The sequence below is a fragment of the endosymbiont of Acanthamoeba sp. UWC8 genome (assembly GCF_000730245.1).
GTDB lineage: Bacteria > Pseudomonadota > Alphaproteobacteria > Rickettsiales > Midichloriaceae > Jidaibacter.
Genome location: NZ_CP004403.1, coordinates 16,005 through 35,092 on the forward strand (window position 1 = coordinate 16,005; position 19,088 = coordinate 35,092).

Sequence of the window (19,088 nt, forward strand, 5' to 3'; positions counted from 1 at the left end):
TATTAGCTTTTTGAGAGAGAAGCAAGATAATGGACGTTAGTTATAAATGGTTAGAAAAAAGTATAATGCTAGTCTTTATATTTATATTATTAGTCGGTTAATTGTTTATTAACTAATTTATTTTAGAATTAGGAAATAATCGTTACGGGAGGATTTATGAAAGGCGGTGGAGATAAAAATAGATATGCGACAAGCTATATTACGGGCGGTGACGGTCTAGTTTATGCTATAAATATGGCTTATCCAAAGGAAATAATGGAAGATAAGCTTAAAGAGCGAATTGAGCTTGGGGTAAGACCTGAAGGTCAAGATCACATAGCATGGATGGTTAGAAACAAGATTCCGCTGGTTGTAGCAACAAACCCTAGAACTATAAAAGATCCTATAAGTTGGGCAGTTGATAATGGTATTGGAATTGATGGAAAAAATCCTGTAGTTTGGGCAATTGATAATGAAGCGCGAATTGAAGGAAAGGCTCCTATAGAATGGGCAATTGAAAATAAAAAGACAATTGAGAATACGGATCCTATAAAGTGGGCAATAATAAATGATAAAAAAATTAATAACCGGAGTGCTGTAATATGGGCGATAATAAATGATAAACCGATCGAAGGAAAACCCTCTATGGAATGGGTGAGTACTCAAGAGGAACCCCAAAAAAAATTTAAGATAAGGATGCTAGCGGGCGACGCGGTAAAATTAGCTATAAAAGAAGGCAAAATGATAGCAGGAAAAGAACCTGTAATTTGTGCAATTGAGAATGATATTAAAATTGGTTCAAAAGATCCGATATATTGGTTATTAAGAGAAAATTTTGGGAATAGACTGAGAAATGACCAAAGGAATCCTACGATTGATGGAATTGATGCCATAAAATGGGCAGTTGAAAACGGTACAATGATTGAGAGGATGAATCCTATAAGATGGGCAGTTGAAAACGGTACAATGATTGATGGGATGAATCCTATAAGATGGGCAGCTGATTATAGGTATAACATTGAAGGAAAAGATCCGCTTATTTGGGCTGTTCATGATGGTCACAATATTGAAGGAAAAGATCCACTTATTTGGGCAATTGAACAAGAGAAAAAGATAGAAGGAAAAGACCCTATCATTTGGGCTATCGAAAATGGTATAGAAATTAGATATGAACCAGCTTTAATTTGGGCGGTAAGTAATAACATGGTAATTAACAAGCAAGACCCTGTAGAATGGGCTTTAGCTAATAATCATAATATTCCTGAAATATTGTTAATATTTAATAAAATTATTAATGATGAAGTTATTGCGGATAAAGATAATGAGATATTTATTAAAAATAACGAAAAAATCCAAGGTAAAACTCTTATAGAATGGGCAATAGAAAAAAATAAAAGTATTGAAGGGAAGGAGCCCTTACAATGGGCAGCTGAAAAGGGATTAAAAATTAATGGAAAAGATGCTACAGTTTGGGCAATAGAAAAAAATAAAAGTATTGAAGGGAAGGAGCCCTTACAATGGGCGGTTGAAAATGATGTAAAAATTGAACAGAAGGATGCTATAGCATGGGCTATAGGAAAACCTAAAAAAATTGAAGCAAATAAATATTTAGCTAATTTAGCAGAAATTGCAGTGCTAAGGGCGGTTGAAAATGATGCAAAAATTGGCGGCCAAGACCCGATAGATTGGGCGTTGAGCAATTTTATATGGCTCGAAGATAAGAACCCGATAGCATGGGCAGCTGAAAACAGAAAGCAAATTAATAATAAAAACCCGATAGTATGGGTTGTTGATAACAAAAAGATGGTTGAGAATAAGGATCCTATAAGATGGGCGGTTGAAAATGGTGTAAAAATTGAAGAGCAAGATGCTTTAGAGTGGGCGATTGAAAAAATACAAAGAATTGAATCCATGGACCCTATGGAGTGGGGTAAGGAATTTAAAGTAGAAAAAGGGAAAGAAGAAGCTTTAAAAAATGCTATTAGAAAAGGTAATAATGTTGATGGAAAAAATGCAATTGTTTGGGCAATGGAAAATGATCAAATAATTGCCGGGAAAGAACCTATATTATTTGCTTTAAAAGACTTGGGTAATTCACCGCGCTATTATGATAAATCCATTATAGAACTTTGTGCCGCAAAAGGGCATGATTTGCTATTAAAAATTGCGGAAGAGTATTCTTCGGTTAAAGCAGCGAAAAGAGAAGAAGATAAGGAATACTTAACGAAACTCAGTGAGTTACATAAAATTATAGTTAGAGAAGAATCTATAAATCAGAGTGCACCAAATATAATTGATAAGGATAGTGCTTTAGGGCAAATGTTACTTTCAAACAACCCCAAAACAATTGCAAGATTAATTGAAAAGGAAACGGCAGGTTTTAAAGAAACTGAGGGTATGACATTATCTTACGAACATATTATGGAGCACTGTAACTTGGAATTAATTGATAAAATAAGCGAAGTCGGAGAGGCTTTAAGTAAAAGACAAGATGGGGTTATGCAATCTATAGCAGATAAAATAAATGCTTTTGCAAACAAAGCTAAAATCTTACTCGGTATAGGGCGCGGTATAAAGGATGAAGAATTAGCAGCGGCAGTTAAGGATCTGGATGTGATAGCAAAAAGAGATGTTAACCTCTCATCAGGGGGAATTAAGAATGAGAGTATGACTGAGCAAAAAGTAAAAAGTTTCGTGGATAAAGTTAGCTCATCATCTGGGCGAATAAATAGTGAAAAAAGAGAAAATCTGTCTCAGGTAAGCAAATTGGATAATTCCTCGGTTAGTACCGGGCACTGCTTATAACCCATTTGCTTTTAATGATAAAACCTGGTTTTATAGAGCATATTATCTTCAAATCAGGTTGAAAGAATATGACAACTCAATTTAAAGTAGGGGATAAGGTAAAGTGGAAATTTGTTTACGGGGAAACCGAGGGTGAAATAATAGAAGTACTTACCGAAAATCTTAAGACATCAGCTAAACCGGTCACCAGGTATAAAGTTAAAAGCTCAAAAACAGGTAAAACCGCTATACATAAAGCCGAAGCTCTAATAAAGATTTAGAGCTTCGATTTCCTTCTGGCTGCTTTACAGCCCAGGGTAATTAGCACTATTAAACCGGTGACTAATTTGAGATCAGAAGGAGCAAATCCGATTGCAAGCGCTAAACCTTGAATTTGCTGGTAGATAAGTGCTCCTATTATCGGTGCACTTACTACCTTAAGCATGGAATCATTACCGATCACGCTTTCACCGATCATAAGTGCTGCAAGCGCATGTATAACTATCCCGATACCCATTCCGATATCAGCATATTCCTGAACCTGTACGGTTAAACTCCCGGCTAAACTTGCTAAACCATTACCGGCAAATAAACCTAACATAATATATAAATTAACATTAGTACCCTGTTTCTCTGCAAATTCAGGATTTAATCCGACGGAACGAAACCGCAAGCCTTTTTCAGTATTTAAAAAAAAGTAAGAAAGAGCAGCAATAATTAAGCAAATTAAGAGCAAGAGGCTGATCTTAAAAAGTAGCGTTTGGGGAAAGCAGCTAAATAAATTGTGTTGATCAAATAACGCTATATTCGGCTTACCCATAAGCCTTAAATTAACACTATAAAGCATAGTACTTAAAATTATTCCTGCTAACAGCGTATCAATTTTTAGGCGAATATGTAAGAAAGCTGTGATTATTCCTATTAATCCTCCAAATAATACCGCTATAGTAGTCGCAAGAATCGGGTTTACTCCTAAGATAATAAGGGAGGCGTATACTGAGCCACCTAATGTATAAGTACCTTCAGGGGTAAGATCTGCGAAATTAAGCAGTCTAAAAGCAATTGCAATACCGGTGGCCACAATAGCAAGTAATAAACCTTGCTGTAATCCGGAGGGCAATAAATCTATAAAAACACTAATCATCACTCAACTCCCATTAAAGTGTTATCTTCATAGGTATGAAATAAATCGAGCAATTTAGTTATAGTTAAAGCACTCTTTTCTTTACAATTAAAATCTTCGACTATTTTTCCCCTATGCAGCATGATTAAGCGGTTACCGTATTTTATAGCATCATTTAAATTATGGGTAATCATAAGAGTGGTAATTGCATTTTTCTCTACTAAGTTTGCCGTATAATCCATAAGAAAAGCTGAAGTTTTAGGATCAAGGGCGCTGGTATGTTCATCAAGCAGAAGCAGGGAAGGGGGAGAAAAAGTTGTGGAAACAGTAGCGATCACTTGCTTTTGCCCACCGGATAAAGCTTCCATTTTGGTATCTAAAAACCTTTCTAAACCTAAATTTAATATTGTTAACTGCTCTCTAAGCTGCTCTGTTTTTCGCTTATAAGGAAGAAGGGTGCTTGCTTTGCAGCGCATCTCACTCAAAGCTAAATTCTCAAGCAATGTCATTTCTTTTACTATGCTTTTGTTAGTATCTTGAGTAATACTGTTTATCAGCTTAGCACGTTTATAAATACTCAAGTTAGTCAGCTCTCGGTTATGCAGTTTTATTGAGCCTGAATCAACTTTATAATCTCCTAGAATTGCTTTAAAAAGAGTGGATTTTCCCGAGCCATTGCTGCCGATCACTATGCAAAAATCTTTCTCATTTAGTGTTAAATTAATTCCTTTTAATATTGGTTCGCAATCAACATTAAATGTCTTATATATATTTTTAATTTCTAACATAAAATTTACCTTAAAACCTCAACGTGCTCAATATATTGAGGTAAAGTGATACCAAGTTTATCAGCTTTTTGTTTTGATATAAAACCGCTATGATCGTTTTTGCTCGGGTATATCGGATCTATATTTCCAACTTTTTCTCCGGCTAAAATTCTACCTGCTATTTGTGCGGTATTTATACCAACTTTAGTATAATTAACTCCGTAGCTACCCAATAATAAGTGCTTCTTTACAGCATCTGAATCAGCATTGATAACCGGTATTTTCATTTGATCAGCTGAAGAAATAATCGCAGGCAGTGCCGGCTGAATTATCCCGCTTACTCCAACATATATAAAATCTGCCTTATCTTTAAAAGTACGCATTCTGAAAGGGATATCCTTAGTCTGTTCAACCGGTACCAGGAGAATTTCCATATTATGAATTTTAGCAGCTTCGCTCATCATTTTAACTAATGCTAAGTCATTAGCCTCACTCGTTGAATAAAGCATTCCTACCTTTTTAGCATGAGGTAATAATTCTTTGGCAAAGTTTAACATGAGCTTAAGGTCTTGCCGGTCTGATGCGCCGGTGATGTTATTTCTTGTATCAGGACTATTATTAATTAACCCTGCTTCAGCCGGGTCAGTGATTCCGGTGAAGATAAGTGGAGTATCTTTAAAAATACTTTTAGCTGCCTGAGCGACAGGAGTAGTAAGAGCTATCACTATTTTTGGGTTAGTGGCTTTTAACTTGGTTAACATCTGCATAATAAGAGTCGGCTCAAAATTTACATCTGCTATTTCAAAGTGAATTTGCTCACCTTCTTTAAAGCCAAGCCGGGAGAGTTCGGTTTTTATGCTTGAAATAATTTCGTGTAAAGATGAATGAGAGCCATAGTTAGCGATCGCAATAACCGGTAAGTCGGATTTTTCTCTTTGCTTGATAAATAATGAGAAGCAAATGAAGATGATAACTATAGTAGCAGTTAATAGATAACGCTTGATTTTAAACATTTGAGTATCCTTTTATAAGTATGAATTTAATAAATAATTTGGTTAAACAGTTAGCTACGCCAACGCCACCATGTTTTCATTAAATTATTAACTTTGAAGGACATCTTTTTTAAAAATTAAATAGTATAATTACGCATATCATATCATATGTTGTAGCAGGTAACAACACAATAAAATTTAGATATTGTTCTTTATATCTTTAAACCTAATCTCCACCTACGCCAGGGCCTCTATCTTTACTTTCAGTATCTGTGGTTTTATCATCGGCACGAGGGTCTACTTCTCTTTCAGCTTCCGCTTCTTTAACATAAGCTGCGTACTTTTTGGTGATGGGTGGTATGATATTATGATCAGTTGTTTTAGCTTCTTTTGTTTTTTGCTCTGCCGGGTTGTTTGTAATCGGGGTATCAGAAGTCATGCAGCACTCCTTTAAAATAAATAATAAATATTATTAGTTAAAAGAAATGCCGCAAAATATCTAAGTAAATTAAATTATATTTTAACTCGTCAATTATGCTGATGGAAAAAAGCTTAGTCTGCTTTTGCACCTGAGCTTGCTATTTTTGCTTCAATAGAAGCCGGTGTTTTTTTATACTTTCTTCTTGCTTCGTACTGAATTAAATATAACCCTCCTAAGGTAATTATAAAGTAGCCGATCAACGAGAACCTATCCGGCACTTCACTAAATATAATATAACCAAGTATTCCACCGAACACTAATCTGGTATAGTCATAAGGCATTACGGTTGAGATATCGGCATATTTAAATGCTTTAAACAATGCTGCTGAGTGAATAAGGTAACAAATTGCAAGAATTGCTAAATACTTAATATGCCAAAATTGAATAGGTTCCCAAGCTTGAAGAGCAAGAGGAAATGAAACTAGTGAAGAAACCAGCGTTACGTAAAATAGCTGCCCTTTAGAGCGTTCGGTTTTTCCGAGAACTTTTATGGTTATATTATTTCCTGCCCAAAAGAGAAGCGCCATGAAGAGATAAACATAATATCCGTTAAACTCTTGAAAACCCGGTTTAATAATTAAGAGAGTACCTATTAAACCGCATAAGATAAATACAATTTTAGCAATATTCAGCTGCTCTTTAAAGAATATTACCCCCACGGAAACAATTAAAGCTTGCTCCAGGAAAGTAATAGCTGCAGCATCAAGTACATTTAGCTTCGATAGTGCAAAAAAGAAGCATAAAGAAGCCATGATACTAAACGTTCCTCTTGCGACATGAGTACCCAATTTATTAGTTTTGAGATTTTTTTTAATCCCTCCTACAAAGCACCAAGGAATAATTGCAATAAGGATTGCAAATTTATAAAGGAAAGCTACCTGGTTAGGGTGTAAAGTATGCATAAGTTTTTTAGAAACTACATACAGCCCAGACATAGCGATTGCATGCACAATCATAAGCAATATTCCGGAACTTACCTTATCGTTTTTTAATTTAGTTTTTAGTTTATGCATGCTCGTATTCCTCGTTTAACTGCTCAATTTGTTGTTGCATTTTTTTCTTCTTTCTACGTTTAGCTTCGGATCTTATCAAGATAAGACCTGAACCTACAATTAAGAGATATCCTATGTATGATACGGTCTCTGGAGTTTTATCAAACATATAGAATTGTAAAATCCCGATGAAGACAATCTTGCTGTATTCAAAAGGAATAACGGTGGATATTTCAGAGTATTTAAATGCCTTAAAGAAGGAGATGTTATGTATAAAGTAACAAAGCGCAATTACTGCTATATACTTAAACAGATCGAAATCCAAGCCGATTTCTTCTAAAGTAATTAGCCTGTTTGGTGACCATATCTCCAGTCCGGCTAAGTTGTTAGTTCCCCACTCGATAAAAGCAAAGGGAAAAGCAAATATGCATGAGAAAAGAGTTACATAAAATAATTGAGTTTTAGTTTTTTCGGTTTTACCCATAACTTTCACTACTATACAATTCATAGTCCAGCAAGCTACCGCAAGTAAAGTGAATAAATAGAAGAAATTAAATTCTTTAAATCCGCCTTTTGCAAAGAAAACCGGTATAAAGCCCTCTTCAAATTTTAAAAGATCAGGATAAAGAATTACGGATGCCCCGATAAAGCTTGCGAACACGCAGAAAATCTTACTTTTAGTCGTGGTTTCTTTAAAGTAAAGCATACCGATTGCAACTAATAAAACCTGCTCTAAGTAACCTAAAGCCGTTGCATCAACCAGATCTACATATTTTAAGGCATACATAAATGATAATGAGCCGCAAATACTCAAAAACCCTCGTATAAGGTGGAGTTTTATTTGATCGGTAGCTATAGATTTAAATCCGTTTTTAAATATCCAAGGTAATATGGATATAAGTATAAGAGATTTATAAAAGAATATTATCTGATTTGTACTTATATCCTTAGATGCAAGCTTCATAACTGCATAGAGTATTGCTAAAGCAGCAGCATTTAAGATCATGAATAAAATTCCATATATATTATTATGCTGATTTGCTTGCATGGTTTTCCTCATTTAATAGGTTGTTATGAAATAATTTTAAGGTGAAGGTAGCTAAAACACCTTCTTCGTTATTTTGTATTGAAAGTGTGCCGCCGTGGTCTTCTACAATCTTTTTGACTATAGAAAGCCCAAGGCCTGTGCCGGTAGATTTTGTGGTAATATAGGGTTCGGAAATTCTATCGATAAGATCGAGCGGGATGCCTTGGCCATTATCTTTTATAAACACTTTCACCAAGTTTAAATCCTCACTGATTTGATAATATATATGAATTTCAGGCCTGAAGGTTTGGTTTTGAGCTTTTGCTTCAATTGCTTCATTGGAATTCTTTATAAGATTAAATAAAACTTGTGTTATTTGTGCTCTGTCGCACTTTACATAACATTCTTCCAAAATATTGTCAAATTGATATTTTATATTTGGGTTAATGCTTTTTTGAGAAAAAATTACTTCGTTGATAATTTGTAGAAGATCATATCTTGCAAGTTTAGGGGAAGGGATACGCGCAAACCGGACAAATTCCTCTACCATCATACCTATATCCGAAACATGCCGGGTAATGGTATCTACATACTTTGTAAAGAGCTCAGGCTCAGATTTAATTTCTTTTAAGAATTTTCTCTTTAGCTGTTCAGCTGATAAATTAATAGGAGTGAGAGGGTTTTTAATTTCATGTGCAATTCTTCTAGCCACGTCTGCCCAGGCGGCTGATCTTTGAGCCGCTATAAGTTTGGACATGTCATCTATGGTAATAATGAATCTTTCCAATTCCTGCTTAGTATTAAACTCGGTTCCGATTCTAACGAACAGATAGGTTTTTTTATCTCTTCGTTCTAGGGTAATATTACCTTCAATAAGTTCTTGAGAGGGTGTAGAAGCTTTTTCTAAAAGTTCTGATATTTCGGGAAGTGAATCCTGGTAAGGCTGGTTTATAATCCTAGTTTCTTCTTTCTTTAAAAGTTTGGCAGCTGATTGGTTACAGAGTGTTATTAAGCCTTTAGGGTTAATAACCAGGACTCCACTTGAAACTTCGGTTAAAATCGCTTCTATAAACCTTCTTCTCTCATCTATAATATCTTTTGCACTGATAAGTTCATTAGTTTGCTCGGCAATTTTCTTAGTCATGCTATTAAAAGCTTTAGCAAGAACGGCAGTTTCATCTCTGGCATGTTTTCTTTCGGGAACTCTGACGGAGAAGTCCCGCGCTTTAATTTTAGAAGTGGCCTCAACCAATTGGTTAATCGGGCGAGAAATAATATTTGCTAATTTTACTGCTGTAATGATTGAACCAAGGCATAGAATGATAGTGATAACAACAAAGGCAACTTCAAGCTTTACTTGAGTTCTATCTTTATCTTTAAGCATAGTTTTATAAAGGTTAGCAGAGCCTTTTGTGGTCGCTAAATAGTTAATAATTTCGCTATCTACATACCTTCCGACTAAAAGGTAGGTATCGATGAAGTTATCTAGCTTTATAATTGCTCTTACTTTATCTTCCTGCTCGGAGCTGATTATTATAAGTTTCCCGGTACTTGCCTCTTTTAGAGTCTCCTCAGGCAGCCTTTCAAAGGTCAAAGAGAAGCTTAAATAGTTTTTACCCAATACTTGGGTAGGAGTAAAAACCATAGCTTCAGAAAGGTTCCTAAGCTCCGCTTCTTTATTTAGGAGTATGCTGAAATACTCCGGGCTTTCAGATAGTACCACTTGGTTTTTTGCAATACTGTTTGTAACGCCTAATATATCAGCTTTAATGCTATCTTTATGTTCTTTTAAATAAAGCTCGGCAATCTTAACGGTTTCGGATATTGCAAAGCCGATTTTATCATTAAATAATTTTTCTACCCCTAAAAAATAATAAATAAGTGCAAAAACCGCGACCAGGACTGTAGGTGTTATGGTAACTAAGCCGCCTACTAAAAAAACTATTTTTCTTTTTAAAGTGGTATCAGAAAGTTTTCTATAAAAGTACTTAAACACAATTTACAACATTAGTAGTTTAGGTTTTTTAGTTCTATACCATTTGGCAATTATAAGCTTTGTAAGTGAAACTGCCGTAAACATAGAGCAAAGTATACCAATTGTAAGTGTAACTGCAAACCCCTTAACCGGGCCTGTGCCGAATATATAAAGTATAATTGCAGCTAAAATTGTGGTTAAGTTTGAATCTAAAATAGTACTGAATGCTAAGCTATAACCACTCTCAAGTGCAGAAAGAGGATTTTTTCTTTTTTTAACTTCTTCTTTTACTCTTTCGAAAATTAATACATTAGCATCAACTGCCATTCCTAAGGTTAATACCATTCCTGCAATGCCGGGAAGGGTGAGAGTAGCATTGAATAATGATAATGCAGCAATGGTCATAAGTAAGTTAAACAGGAGCGCAAAATTGGCAACCATACCGAATAACCCATAGAAAACAAACATAAGCAACATAACAAGGATGACTCCTGCAACTACAGCTTTTATGCCTGCTTCAATGGAATCAGCTCCCAAGCTTGGGCCTACTGTTCTTTCTTCGACAATATTTATCGGTGCAGGTAAAGCTCCCGCTCTAAGCAGTAGTGCAAGTTCATTAGCTGATTGGATGCTGAAGTTACCGGAAATTGTTCCGCTTCCTCCTAAGATCGGCTCTCTGATTCCGGGCGCGCTGATAATTTTGCCGTCTAAAACAATAGCAAGAAGTTTCCCTGTATTTTTAGAAGTCAAATCTGCAAAAATTTTACTACCCACACTGGTAAGTTTAAAGTGTACCACAGCTGAGCCGTTATTTACCGTAGTTTGAGCATCGGTAAGCATATCACCGCTTAATGCTGCTCTACTTTTTACCACTAAAACGTTTCTGCCGAAATTACCTCTTTCTTTTGTATCAAGAGGTAATAATTTTGAGCCGTAGGGCACTTTACCGTTTGCAGCATCTGAAAGCCTTACGCTGTCATCTACTAAATGGAAGGAAAGTTTAGCTGTTTGCCCGAGTAGTCTTTTAATTTGTTCCGGATTCTCTAAACCGGGAACTTGGAGAAGAATCTGATTATCACCTTGCATTTGCAGATCTACTTCCTTGGTGCCGGTTTCATCAATTCTTCTTCTTATAATCTCTTGTGTCTGCGCCATTAAATTATTTTTAAGACCGCTTTTAATAATTTGCTCTAAGGATAAAATAAGAACATTTTTATTTGCTTCAATTTGTGCGGTGTTGCCGAAAATATTATAAATTATTGTTTTAGCGTCATATATTGAATCAGCAGAGGATAAATGAATAGTAATATAATCCTCGGTAATATTAAATTTCTCAAAGCCAATTTTTTCCATTCTCAGCTTGGTTTTTATCTGCTCTACACTACTTTCTAGCTGCTCACTGAAATAATGTTTACTGTCAACCTCAAGTAATAATGAAGCGCCCCCTCTTAAATCTAAGCCTAGATTAACTTTATTAGCTGGAAAAGCAGACTTTAAGCTTGAATCTGCTATTTGCGGAAAAAGGGTAGGAATTGATAGATAGATACTAATAAGACAGGTGAATATAATGGTGTAAACTTTCCACTTAGGTATTGTCAGCATATTTTTTTACTTATTATCAAGCGTTGTTTTTAAAGCTTTTAATAGTAATAAGTATTTTTATCAAGTAAGTATTTCCTTGAAGGATTGCTTTTTTTTTTCTAAGTTGTAAAAAAAATACGTTTTTACTTATGAATATCACGACTATAATACTTGCTGCAGGAAAAGGTAAGCGAATGAAAACAGCATTACCTAAGGTAATGCATAGTGTAGGCAATATGCCGCTTATTGAGCATATTATTAATTTAAGTCGGCAGATATCAATCGATATTAGGGTGGTCGCGAGCGGAACTTTAAAAGAGCATGCGGAATTTAAGTCACTTGAAAATAAATATAATTTTGCTTCCTATATACAGGAAGAACAGCTGGGAACGGCGCATGCATTACAGTGTGCCGAGCTTGAAAATATCGGATCGGAATATATATTAGTGTTATATGGGGATACTCCACTAGTTACCTACCAAACCTTAAACCAAATGATCGAGCGGGCAAAAAACAGTAACGCGGTTATTACTGCTTTTGGGTTTTATGCGCAAAACCCTACAGGCTATGGTAGGCTTATAACTGATCAGGATCAGAACTTATTAGATATAATAGAAGAAAAAGATGCAACTGCCAACATTAAGAAAATTAATCTCTGTAACTCAGGTATAATGCTGATTAAAACTTCTGAAGGTAAAAAGCTTATTAGGGAAGTTGAAAATAATAATGCTTCAAAAGAATATTACCTTACAGATTTAATAAGAATTGCAAATGATAACGCATACTCTTGTAGTTATATTTTGGGTGATGAGGAGGAAGCCTTAGGAGTAAATGACCTGGCACAACTTGCCCGGCTTGAAGAAATTTTTCAAAATAGGATGAGAAAAAAAATAGATGAGTGAAGGGGTGATTCTAATTGCTCCTCATACCGTGCATTTTTCTGCTGATACCATAATTGCCGGTGGAAGCAAAATTTACCCTTATGTTTTTTTTGGCTCCGGGGTAGTTGTTGAAAAAGATACGGAAGTTTTCTCATTTTCTCATATTGAGCAATCAAAGATAGGAGCTAATTGCAAAATAGGTCCTTTTGCCAGATTAAGGCCGAATAATGTTCTAAGCGGTGATAACAAGATAGGTAATTTTGTTGAGTTAAAGAATGCCAGGCTTGCGGAAGGAAGCAAAGCTTCTCATCTATCTTATATCGGAGATACTGAAGTCGGGAAAAATTGTAACATTGGGGCAGGGACAATTTTCTGTAATTATGACGGTAAAAATAAGCATTTTTCCAAAATAGGGGAGGATGTGTTTATCGGCTCTAATAGTGCTATCATTTCTCCGGTGAATATCGGGGATAATGCCTTGATCGGAGCAGGGAGCACAATTACTCAAGATGTTGAACCTAATGATCTGGCAATCGCCAGAGCCAGACAAGTTAATTTAAAGGGCAGGGGAAGGAAGAAAGAAAGAGTAGATTAGTTGATGAGAAAGGTTTTAGCTGAGCACAACGGAATAAACTTTAAATTTAAACAGTTCTTCATCCTCTTCTATATAACTATATATAATAAGTTAAATTTAATATGCTGCATAGCCTATAACTGAAAATCAGATAACAAGACTAGTAAGAAGTACGCGCCTAGCCGCCATTTATGGCGCGTGCTCGTATAAATGACATAGTCATTTATACGTAAACTTAGTTTGTTTTTTTATAGTTTAACTACGCTCTCTATATATAGTATATTCAACTTAATCTACTATAAATATAGTCATTTTCACTCAAATTGAGAATAAAAGTTTATTATGTGTGTGAATTCGAAGAATTCATAAATGTATGCCTTTGCGCCCCGGTAGGGGGCGCTCTGCCCGCCTGACATGCATTTATTTTAATCTTCTATTAATTTATTACGGCATTTAGAAGAGCCGATAAATCCTGAGTATTATATTGTTTTGAAAAACTTAAACAACATATATTCTCAATGACCGGGTTCTCTGCTTCACGCACTATCTTCTTATTTTTAATCAGATATTTCATCGGGTATCAATTATAATTACATGCTATATGTATAATCAGAAAATGTTTCGGTGTAAGTTGTTTTGGTACTTATAGAAGTCTTTGAACTATCCTCAAAATTTTCTGTCTCTTTATTATCAATGGTTTCATCGGATTGAAATATCAATTTTATCACTTCTTCTTCATCATCTACTGCCGTTTCTACTACTAGTATCCTCTGTTCAGCCTGCAAATTTTTTAAGTTTTCACTTATTGAAGAAAAGTCTATAGTACCTTCTTTTTCAATTAACTTATTTATCTCATCATCTGCAATCTTTATTTTCATTGCCTGCATTTTAACAATATTAATAAATTCATTTGCTGTCAACTTAGCATCCCGTTCCTCCGTGGATTGATAGTGAAATTTCCAACCCGGCGTACTTCTTAGGTTAATATTTTGCTGTGTAACAATATTATTAATTATGGGGTTATTAATTACTATATTATTAATAATACAAGGCTGATCGGGCAAATTTTTACCTGAAAATAGATTTTTATGCATTCCTAAAGGATCGTTTGCCTTTTGAAAGTAAGTGTTATCATTTTCTGCTTGATTTAACTCGCTTATCCATTCGTATATATCATTAATAGCTTTATCTTTAGCAGCTTGTGCTTCAAGTTTTATTTTCTCCCATTTTTCTTTATCATTTATTAAATTCTTTTTTTCATTTTCGGCTGCTTGCAATTTTTCATTCACTTCTGTTATTTCTTGCTTAATGTTTTCTAATTTTTCTCTTGCAGGGATCTTTTTCATATTTTATCTCACTATTAATCAATATTAACTTTTTAATTATTCATGCACGGATAAACATGAAGAAGTTATTAAACAACTTTTAAAATATATAAAAATATTAAAGAAGCTGATATATGTTAAAATAGTTATATGAAATTGGAATTTATTTATCAAATATTTTTATATTAAATTTAATATTTAATGCTTATTAAGTCTCCTTAAGCTGAGTAACAAGCTGCCCCCTACAATCATTGAATTTATCCCGATAAACAATGTTGAATAATAACCCGGATTATTTTGAACCAAAGAGCCTAAGATTAACCCTATACTAAGTGCTGTTGGTAAAACATATCTAAATTTTAATAATTGATATTTTTTATAACATAAATATAAAGGTAAGCCGAATACAAGTAAGCAGAAATACGAGCAAGTTAAAACTATTAATAATGCCAAGAAAGCATACCCGCCTTTAATTGGTAATAATAAAAGAGAATATATTAGTGCTAACGGCCAAGGAGCTATTAAGAAAGCTGATAATGTGTCTCCGAATTGATTGGTTTTGTTCAAATTATTTATTTTCAATTCACCCTTTATTTTAAAAAGTATCAAATTCTTTATACTGCGATATACTGGGTATATTATTATTGATAAAATTTTAGATCGAAAAATAAGATGATTTATCTTGCTGAAGAGGCCAATCGGAGTGCTAAGCAGAGTTAGGATATGGATAGCCTCTCTACCATAATAAATTGAGTCATCTACTTTTAACGCCATGCCATTATCAATATCCAAGCCTTTTGAGGTAATCTCATTCATAAGAGTACTTGGCTTACGTGCATTTATAAAAGTTAAATTACCTATATCCTTTTTAATCTTAATCTCCTTGCAATACATTTCGCTTAAGGGGCATTTATAATCATAGATTAACCAAATATCTTTTTTAGCCGGTAAAATAGGGATATTATTCATTTTTTAAATAATTATATTTTTTTGGAAGTATAGCTTGCTTACAATGTTAATAATAGGATGTTATTTAACTTAAGTAAAAATTATATGTTCTTTCTAACTGATTTAACTGTTATACTAAGCTTTTTTCTTCTTTCTCTTCTTGAGTGCCGGGAAAGTTAGGATAAATTCGGTATACTTGCCTAGGCGTGACTTGCATTCAATATATCCGCCCATATCGTGCATTATCATTTTACAAAATGCAAGACCGATACCGGTACCGCTTTTGCTTTTTGAATAGAATTTATCAAATATATAAGGTATGTCCTCTTCCGATATGCCTTTACCATTATCTCTAAAATATAGCTTATTACTCTCTGCTCTAATCTCTATTTCTACATTCCTGCCACCATATTTATATGCATTATTCAGCAAATTAGACAGCAAGCGTTTAATATAATGCAGTGAGCCGTAAAATAAAAAGTTTTCTACAATGTTAATAACGACACCGTCTTTCTCGGGGTTAAGTAGCTTATATTCTAATATGCTTGCGGTAACGCATTCTTCTATACTGATATTCTTCTTATCATCGGCAATTATCGTGCTTTTAAGCGAAGCAAGAAGCCCATCAACTGTACTGATACCCTGGGAGCTAACTTTAGTAAGCATTTGAGTAAATTCTGCTAAAGTATTAGCATCTTCCGTATTTAGAGTGAAAGTACAAAGATCCCCTTTCACTTGTTTATTGGCAAAGGCACCCTGAAATAAATTATTTATGGTCACTGCACACATATTAAGTGTCGCAAGCGGGCTTTTTACCTCGTGTGCCATAGCTCCGCCGAACATATGCATTGTTTCTACTCTTTCTTCCTGCTCCTTCTCACGTTTTCTAAGAAAGAACAAGGTGGCGAATAAGAAAAATAAATAAATATAGGCTATGCGGCCTGTGGTAGTGATTTCCTGGAATCCCTCTAGACTAAATCCACTTTGCTTGAATAAAATAAACCCGCCAAGCGTACCGATCGAATAAAGTAATAAAAACCTCCTCGCATCAACAAATAAGTATAAAGAAAAAGCGGATAATATACCGTTTACCACCCAGAACGGGTCATTAAACCCAATAAATAGCATATAACTTGAAACGAATGGTAAACAGAAAGTGATCAGGAAATACCAATAATAATGCAAATATTTTTCTAAAAATCTTTTGCTGACTATAAACTCTCTAAATAACAAAACCATACAGAAAAAGTAGCCGATGGTTATAAGGTAAGCAAATGTAACATGCCCCGGGCTTGAGGTGACATCCAGGCTATATAAGAAGTAATAAGAAAGAGTAAAGGTACAAAATTTTCTAATTTCTATTTTATGTTGCCCGGGATTCTCTGCAAGCAACTTAATACTGGAGATTAAAAACTTATATGCATTTCTTATCGGGTCAAAAATAGCATTTGTAATCCTATTTAGTAAGGATTCTCTGGCCACTTTAGGAGTGGATTGTACTTGTATATGTCCTTTGGAAACTTGGTAATAGTGCATGCAGAATAAGCCTAGTGCACTTCCTATGTCACCTAAAGTAATACTTATTATAGCAAATTCCCCTGCAATAACTCTACCGATTAAAGTAAAAATAATAGCACTAATTACACTTGCTATAAATGAGTTGCTATTAGTTCTAAAACCTAAAAATCCTGCGATTGTAGGAATTGAAATTAAAGGCTCCCAAAAGTTTGCTACTAACCATATTAAAGCTAAAATATTACTACTTAATTTGATAAGAGCTAGAGAGGAGATAGCAAGTACAATTGTTGTAGCTTTGAGAGCAATAAGCTGCAAAGCATTATTCATATTTGGTCTTAATACTTTCAAAACATCGTTAATTAAAATTATACTGGTTGCATTTATTTGAGCTTCAGCCACAGACATAATAATTGCCATGAGCCCTGAAACCATTATGCCTTTGAGTCCAAGAGGCAAAAGCGATATAAACTTTAATAATGTTTCGTCAGGTTGTATATTTGGAAAAACAGCTTTCATTTTATAAGCAATAAGACAAAGTGCAGCTGAAAAAGGCAGAGATATTAAAGTAATCATCTTTAATGCTTGCTTAAGTTGTTTAGTGTCTTTGGCAATCAAGCATCTTTGAATAAAAGCAGGATCTACCCCAGGTAATAAAAAATATAATGTAAAGCTAGTTAATAAACTTACATTTTCATTCGATAATTTTATTTTTAAATGAGATTCAGGAAGATAAGAAATAAAGTTTTCAAGCCCCCCTGCTTTAGAAAAAATAACTATATATGATATTGGAATAATAAAAAAGAAGATGGCAAATTTAAAAATCTCAGTATGTATTACAGCTTTAATACCGCCTAAAGCTGAATATATTGTGATGACCCCATATCCAATTAATATTCCATACCCTGTTTCAATACCTAAAAAATAGTTAAATACAAGACCTAAGGCTAGGGCTTGAGCTGCAATAGATCCTAAGCTTATTATCATGGATGATAAAGCTACTACCCATCTGCCTGGAGCCCCATAAAGCTTATAAATTATTTCAGTAAGTGTTATACATTCTTTAAACTGTTCAAAATTACAAGTAATAATCTTAGTTATAATAATCCAACTTAGTGGAACAAGCAATTGCCCAACTACGTAAATAGCTCCAAACTCATAGATTTTACCAATTACCCCAATAGTACTTCCTGCCCCTATTGAAGATGCAAATATAATACAGACTAAGACTGTTACTGATATATTTTTATATCCTAACGCAAAATCTTTAAAAGTCTTGATTTTAGTTGTTTTATATAGGCCGATTATTAAACATATACTTAAAAAAGCTATAACAATTGATAAATCAATATAAGTTAATTTAATCATGCGGAGTATTTATAATATTTAAAAAATATTATATAACATTTATAAATAATCTTCAAATATCTTAAATACAATTTAAGCATTATTAAAATAACGAATAATATATATAATATAAGAGGAGAAGTAATTTAGATTGTTTTTATAAAAACGCAACTTCGTTCATTATTTTAATGAGGGAATATTTGGGACTAAGACTACAAGTAAAGGGATGCAATGGTTATACAAGATTATATTTGCAAAATTTTTATATAATTAGGGCGAGGCTTAAAAGAAAAAAATACCTGTAGAGAAATATGGAAAAATTTTTATTTGGTCTTATTACCCTGAGATAAGAATATATTTTTCCCCAAAACCGCTTCAATAGCGTTTTTAGCTACAAAAGTTTTTTTAGTAGGTTTCGAATGAGAAAATGCACAAACAACAAATGCTACAGCACTTAAGATAAAAGCTTTTTTGAAAATAGACATTTTAATAGCCTCAAAGTTATTTATTTAACTTTTAATTAAACTAAAGAATGATCATTAATTTGACAATACATATTTTATTAAGAATTAGATAATATATAATTACTATTTGCTACGTTACTTTAAATAGCTATAAAAGATTAAAGTTTTGAAATATCTAATATATCGCCTACCTTATTACCATGGTAGCATAAGAGTTAAAAAATCGAAAAATAAGTAATATATAACCTTATAAAGTTTCGAACCAATGGATAAAATTTTAATATTGTAATAAATATGTTGTTTTAGCTTAGACAATGTAAAGTAAGAAGGAAT

Annotated in this window: 17 protein-coding genes; 4 read left to right on the top strand and 13 right to left on the bottom strand. The window is 33.8% G+C overall.

Annotation, left to right across the window (positions count from 1 at the left end; all coding sequences use genetic code 11):
- The first annotated feature begins 156 nt into the window (after positions 1-156).
- Positions 157-2,784, top strand: coding sequence for a hypothetical protein (locus I862_RS00080; protein ID WP_038537511.1), 2,628 nt, complete (start codon positions 157-159; stop codon positions 2,782-2,784).
- A 68-nt stretch (positions 2,785-2,852) separates the two neighbouring features.
- Entirely contained in the window at positions 2,853-3,044 is a 192-nt protein-coding gene (locus I862_RS00085) for a hypervirulence associated TUDOR domain-containing protein (RefSeq protein WP_038537514.1), read from the top strand.
- Here I862_RS00085 and I862_RS00090 read toward each other — a convergent pair.
- From I862_RS00090 to secD, 8 genes are all read right to left on the bottom strand, one after another.
- A complete protein-coding gene (locus tag I862_RS00090; RefSeq protein WP_038537516.1) occupies positions 3,041-3,907 on the bottom strand; it encodes an ABC transporter permease in 867 nt (288 codons plus the stop codon). The genes I862_RS00085 and I862_RS00090 overlap by 4 nt on opposite strands.
- Positions 3,907-4,674, bottom strand: a complete 768-nt coding sequence (locus I862_RS00095; RefSeq protein WP_038537519.1) for an ABC transporter ATP-binding protein — start codon at positions 4,672-4,674, stop codon at positions 3,907-3,909. Before I862_RS00095 ends, I862_RS00090 begins: the two co-directional genes overlap by 1 nt.
- A 5-nt stretch (positions 4,675-4,679) precedes the next feature.
- Positions 4,680-5,666 carry an ABC transporter substrate-binding protein gene (locus I862_RS00100; RefSeq protein ID WP_038537521.1) on the bottom strand — a complete coding sequence of 329 codons (987 nt, stop codon included), beginning with the start codon at positions 5,664-5,666 and terminating at the stop codon, positions 4,680-4,682.
- A 205-nt stretch (positions 5,667-5,871) separates the two neighbouring features.
- Positions 5,872-6,084 carry a hypothetical protein gene (locus I862_RS00105; protein WP_038537523.1) on the bottom strand — a complete coding sequence of 71 codons (213 nt, stop codon included), beginning with the start codon at positions 6,082-6,084 and terminating at the stop codon, positions 5,872-5,874.
- 113 nt (positions 6,085-6,197) lie between these two features.
- The gene (locus tag I862_RS00110; protein WP_038537525.1) at positions 6,198-7,139 is read right to left on the bottom strand and encodes a DMT family transporter; all 942 of its coding nucleotides are present in this window, start codon (positions 7,137-7,139) and stop codon (positions 6,198-6,200) included.
- Positions 7,132-8,166 carry a DMT family transporter gene (locus I862_RS00115; protein WP_038537528.1) on the bottom strand — a complete coding sequence of 345 codons (1,035 nt, stop codon included), beginning with the start codon at positions 8,164-8,166 and terminating at the stop codon, positions 7,132-7,134. The genes I862_RS00110 and I862_RS00115 overlap by 8 nt, the downstream gene beginning before the upstream one ends.
- Positions 8,147-10,141, bottom strand: coding sequence for a sensor histidine kinase (locus I862_RS00120; RefSeq protein ID WP_038537531.1), 1,995 nt, complete (start codon positions 10,139-10,141; stop codon positions 8,147-8,149). The genes I862_RS00115 and I862_RS00120 overlap by 20 nt, the downstream gene beginning before the upstream one ends.
- Before the next feature lie 3 nt (positions 10,142-10,144).
- A complete protein-coding gene (secD, locus tag I862_RS00125; protein ID WP_038537535.1) occupies positions 10,145-11,722 on the bottom strand; it encodes a protein translocase subunit SecD in 1,578 nt (525 codons plus the stop codon).
- 128 nt (positions 11,723-11,850) lie between these two features.
- Between secD and I862_RS08205 the strand changes: the two genes are divergently transcribed.
- Together I862_RS08205 and I862_RS08210 are read left to right on the top strand one after the other, a co-directional pair.
- Complete coding sequence (locus I862_RS08205; RefSeq protein WP_084173740.1) at positions 11,851-12,603, top strand: sugar phosphate nucleotidyltransferase; 753 nt, start codon at positions 11,851-11,853, stop codon at positions 12,601-12,603.
- Positions 12,596-13,177, top strand: coding sequence for a DapH/DapD/GlmU-related protein (locus I862_RS08210; protein WP_084173741.1), 582 nt, complete (start codon positions 12,596-12,598; stop codon positions 13,175-13,177). The genes I862_RS08205 and I862_RS08210 overlap by 8 nt, the downstream gene beginning before the upstream one ends.
- A 415-nt stretch (positions 13,178-13,592) precedes the next feature.
- Here I862_RS08210 and I862_RS08325 read toward each other — a convergent pair whose 3' ends face one another.
- From I862_RS08325 to I862_RS08330, 5 genes are all read right to left on the bottom strand, one after another.
- Complete coding sequence (locus I862_RS08325; protein ID WP_158499228.1) at positions 13,593-13,730, bottom strand: hypothetical protein; 138 nt, start codon at positions 13,728-13,730, stop codon at positions 13,593-13,595.
- 16 nt (positions 13,731-13,746) lie between these two features.
- The gene (locus I862_RS00135) at positions 13,747-14,502 is read right to left on the bottom strand and encodes an ATP synthase subunit B family protein (protein WP_038537537.1); all 756 of its coding nucleotides are present in this window, start codon (positions 14,500-14,502) and stop codon (positions 13,747-13,749) included.
- A 177-nt stretch (positions 14,503-14,679) separates the two neighbouring features.
- Entirely contained in the window at positions 14,680-15,450 is a 771-nt protein-coding gene (locus tag I862_RS08470) for a hypothetical protein (protein ID WP_052646249.1), read from the bottom strand.
- A 114-nt stretch (positions 15,451-15,564) separates the two neighbouring features.
- The gene (locus tag I862_RS00145) at positions 15,565-18,312 is read right to left on the bottom strand and encodes a sodium:solute symporter family transporter (RefSeq protein ID WP_038537540.1); all 2,748 of its coding nucleotides are present in this window, start codon (positions 18,310-18,312) and stop codon (positions 15,565-15,567) included.
- 302 nt (positions 18,313-18,614) lie between these two features.
- The gene (locus I862_RS08330) at positions 18,615-18,776 is read right to left on the bottom strand and encodes a hypothetical protein (RefSeq protein ID WP_158499229.1); all 162 of its coding nucleotides are present in this window, start codon (positions 18,774-18,776) and stop codon (positions 18,615-18,617) included.
- Positions 18,777-19,088 lie beyond the last annotated feature (312 nt).

Excerpts from the sequence above, each read along its gene's own strand:
- I862_RS08330 (WP_158499229.1), bottom strand. The coding sequence starts at position 18,776 with ATGTCTATTTTCAAAAAAGCTTTTATCTTAAGTGCTGTAGCATTTGTT.
- I862_RS00085 (WP_038537514.1), top strand. The coding sequence starts at position 2,853 with ATGACAACTCAATTTAAAGTAGGGGATAAGGTAAAGTGGAAATTTGTT.
- I862_RS00135 (WP_038537537.1), bottom strand. The coding sequence starts at position 14,502 with ATGAAAAAGATCCCTGCAAGAGAAAAATTAGAAAACATTAAGCAAGAA.
- I862_RS08210 (WP_084173741.1), top strand. The coding sequence starts at position 12,596 with ATGAGTGAAGGGGTGATTCTAATTGCTCCTCATACCGTGCATTTTTCT.
- I862_RS08325 (WP_158499228.1), bottom strand. The coding sequence starts at position 13,730 with ATGAAATATCTGATTAAAAATAAGAAGATAGTGCGTGAAGCAGAGAAC.
- I862_RS00090 (WP_038537516.1), bottom strand. The coding sequence starts at position 3,907 with ATGATTAGTGTTTTTATAGATTTATTGCCCTCCGGATTACAGCAAGGT.
- I862_RS08205 (WP_084173740.1), top strand. The coding sequence starts at position 11,851 with ATGAATATCACGACTATAATACTTGCTGCAGGAAAAGGTAAGCGAATG.
- I862_RS00095 (WP_038537519.1), bottom strand. The coding sequence starts at position 4,674 with ATGTTAGAAATTAAAAATATATATAAGACATTTAATGTTGATTGCGAA.
- secD (WP_038537535.1), bottom strand. The coding sequence starts at position 11,722 with ATGCTGACAATACCTAAGTGGAAAGTTTACACCATTATATTCACCTGT.
- I862_RS00100 (WP_038537521.1), bottom strand. The coding sequence starts at position 5,666 with ATGTTTAAAATCAAGCGTTATCTATTAACTGCTACTATAGTTATCATC.
- I862_RS00110 (WP_038537525.1), bottom strand. The coding sequence starts at position 7,139 with ATGCATAAACTAAAAACTAAATTAAAAAACGATAAGGTAAGTTCCGGA.
- I862_RS00115 (WP_038537528.1), bottom strand. The coding sequence starts at position 8,166 with ATGCAAGCAAATCAGCATAATAATATATATGGAATTTTATTCATGATC.
- I862_RS00105 (WP_038537523.1), bottom strand. The coding sequence starts at position 6,084 with ATGACTTCTGATACCCCGATTACAAACAACCCGGCAGAGCAAAAAACA.
- I862_RS00145 (WP_038537540.1), bottom strand. The coding sequence starts at position 18,312 with ATGATTAAATTAACTTATATTGATTTATCAATTGTTATAGCTTTTTTA.
- I862_RS00080 (WP_038537511.1), top strand. The coding sequence starts at position 157 with ATGAAAGGCGGTGGAGATAAAAATAGATATGCGACAAGCTATATTACG.
- I862_RS08470 (WP_052646249.1), bottom strand. The coding sequence starts at position 15,450 with ATGAATAATATCCCTATTTTACCGGCTAAAAAAGATATTTGGTTAATC.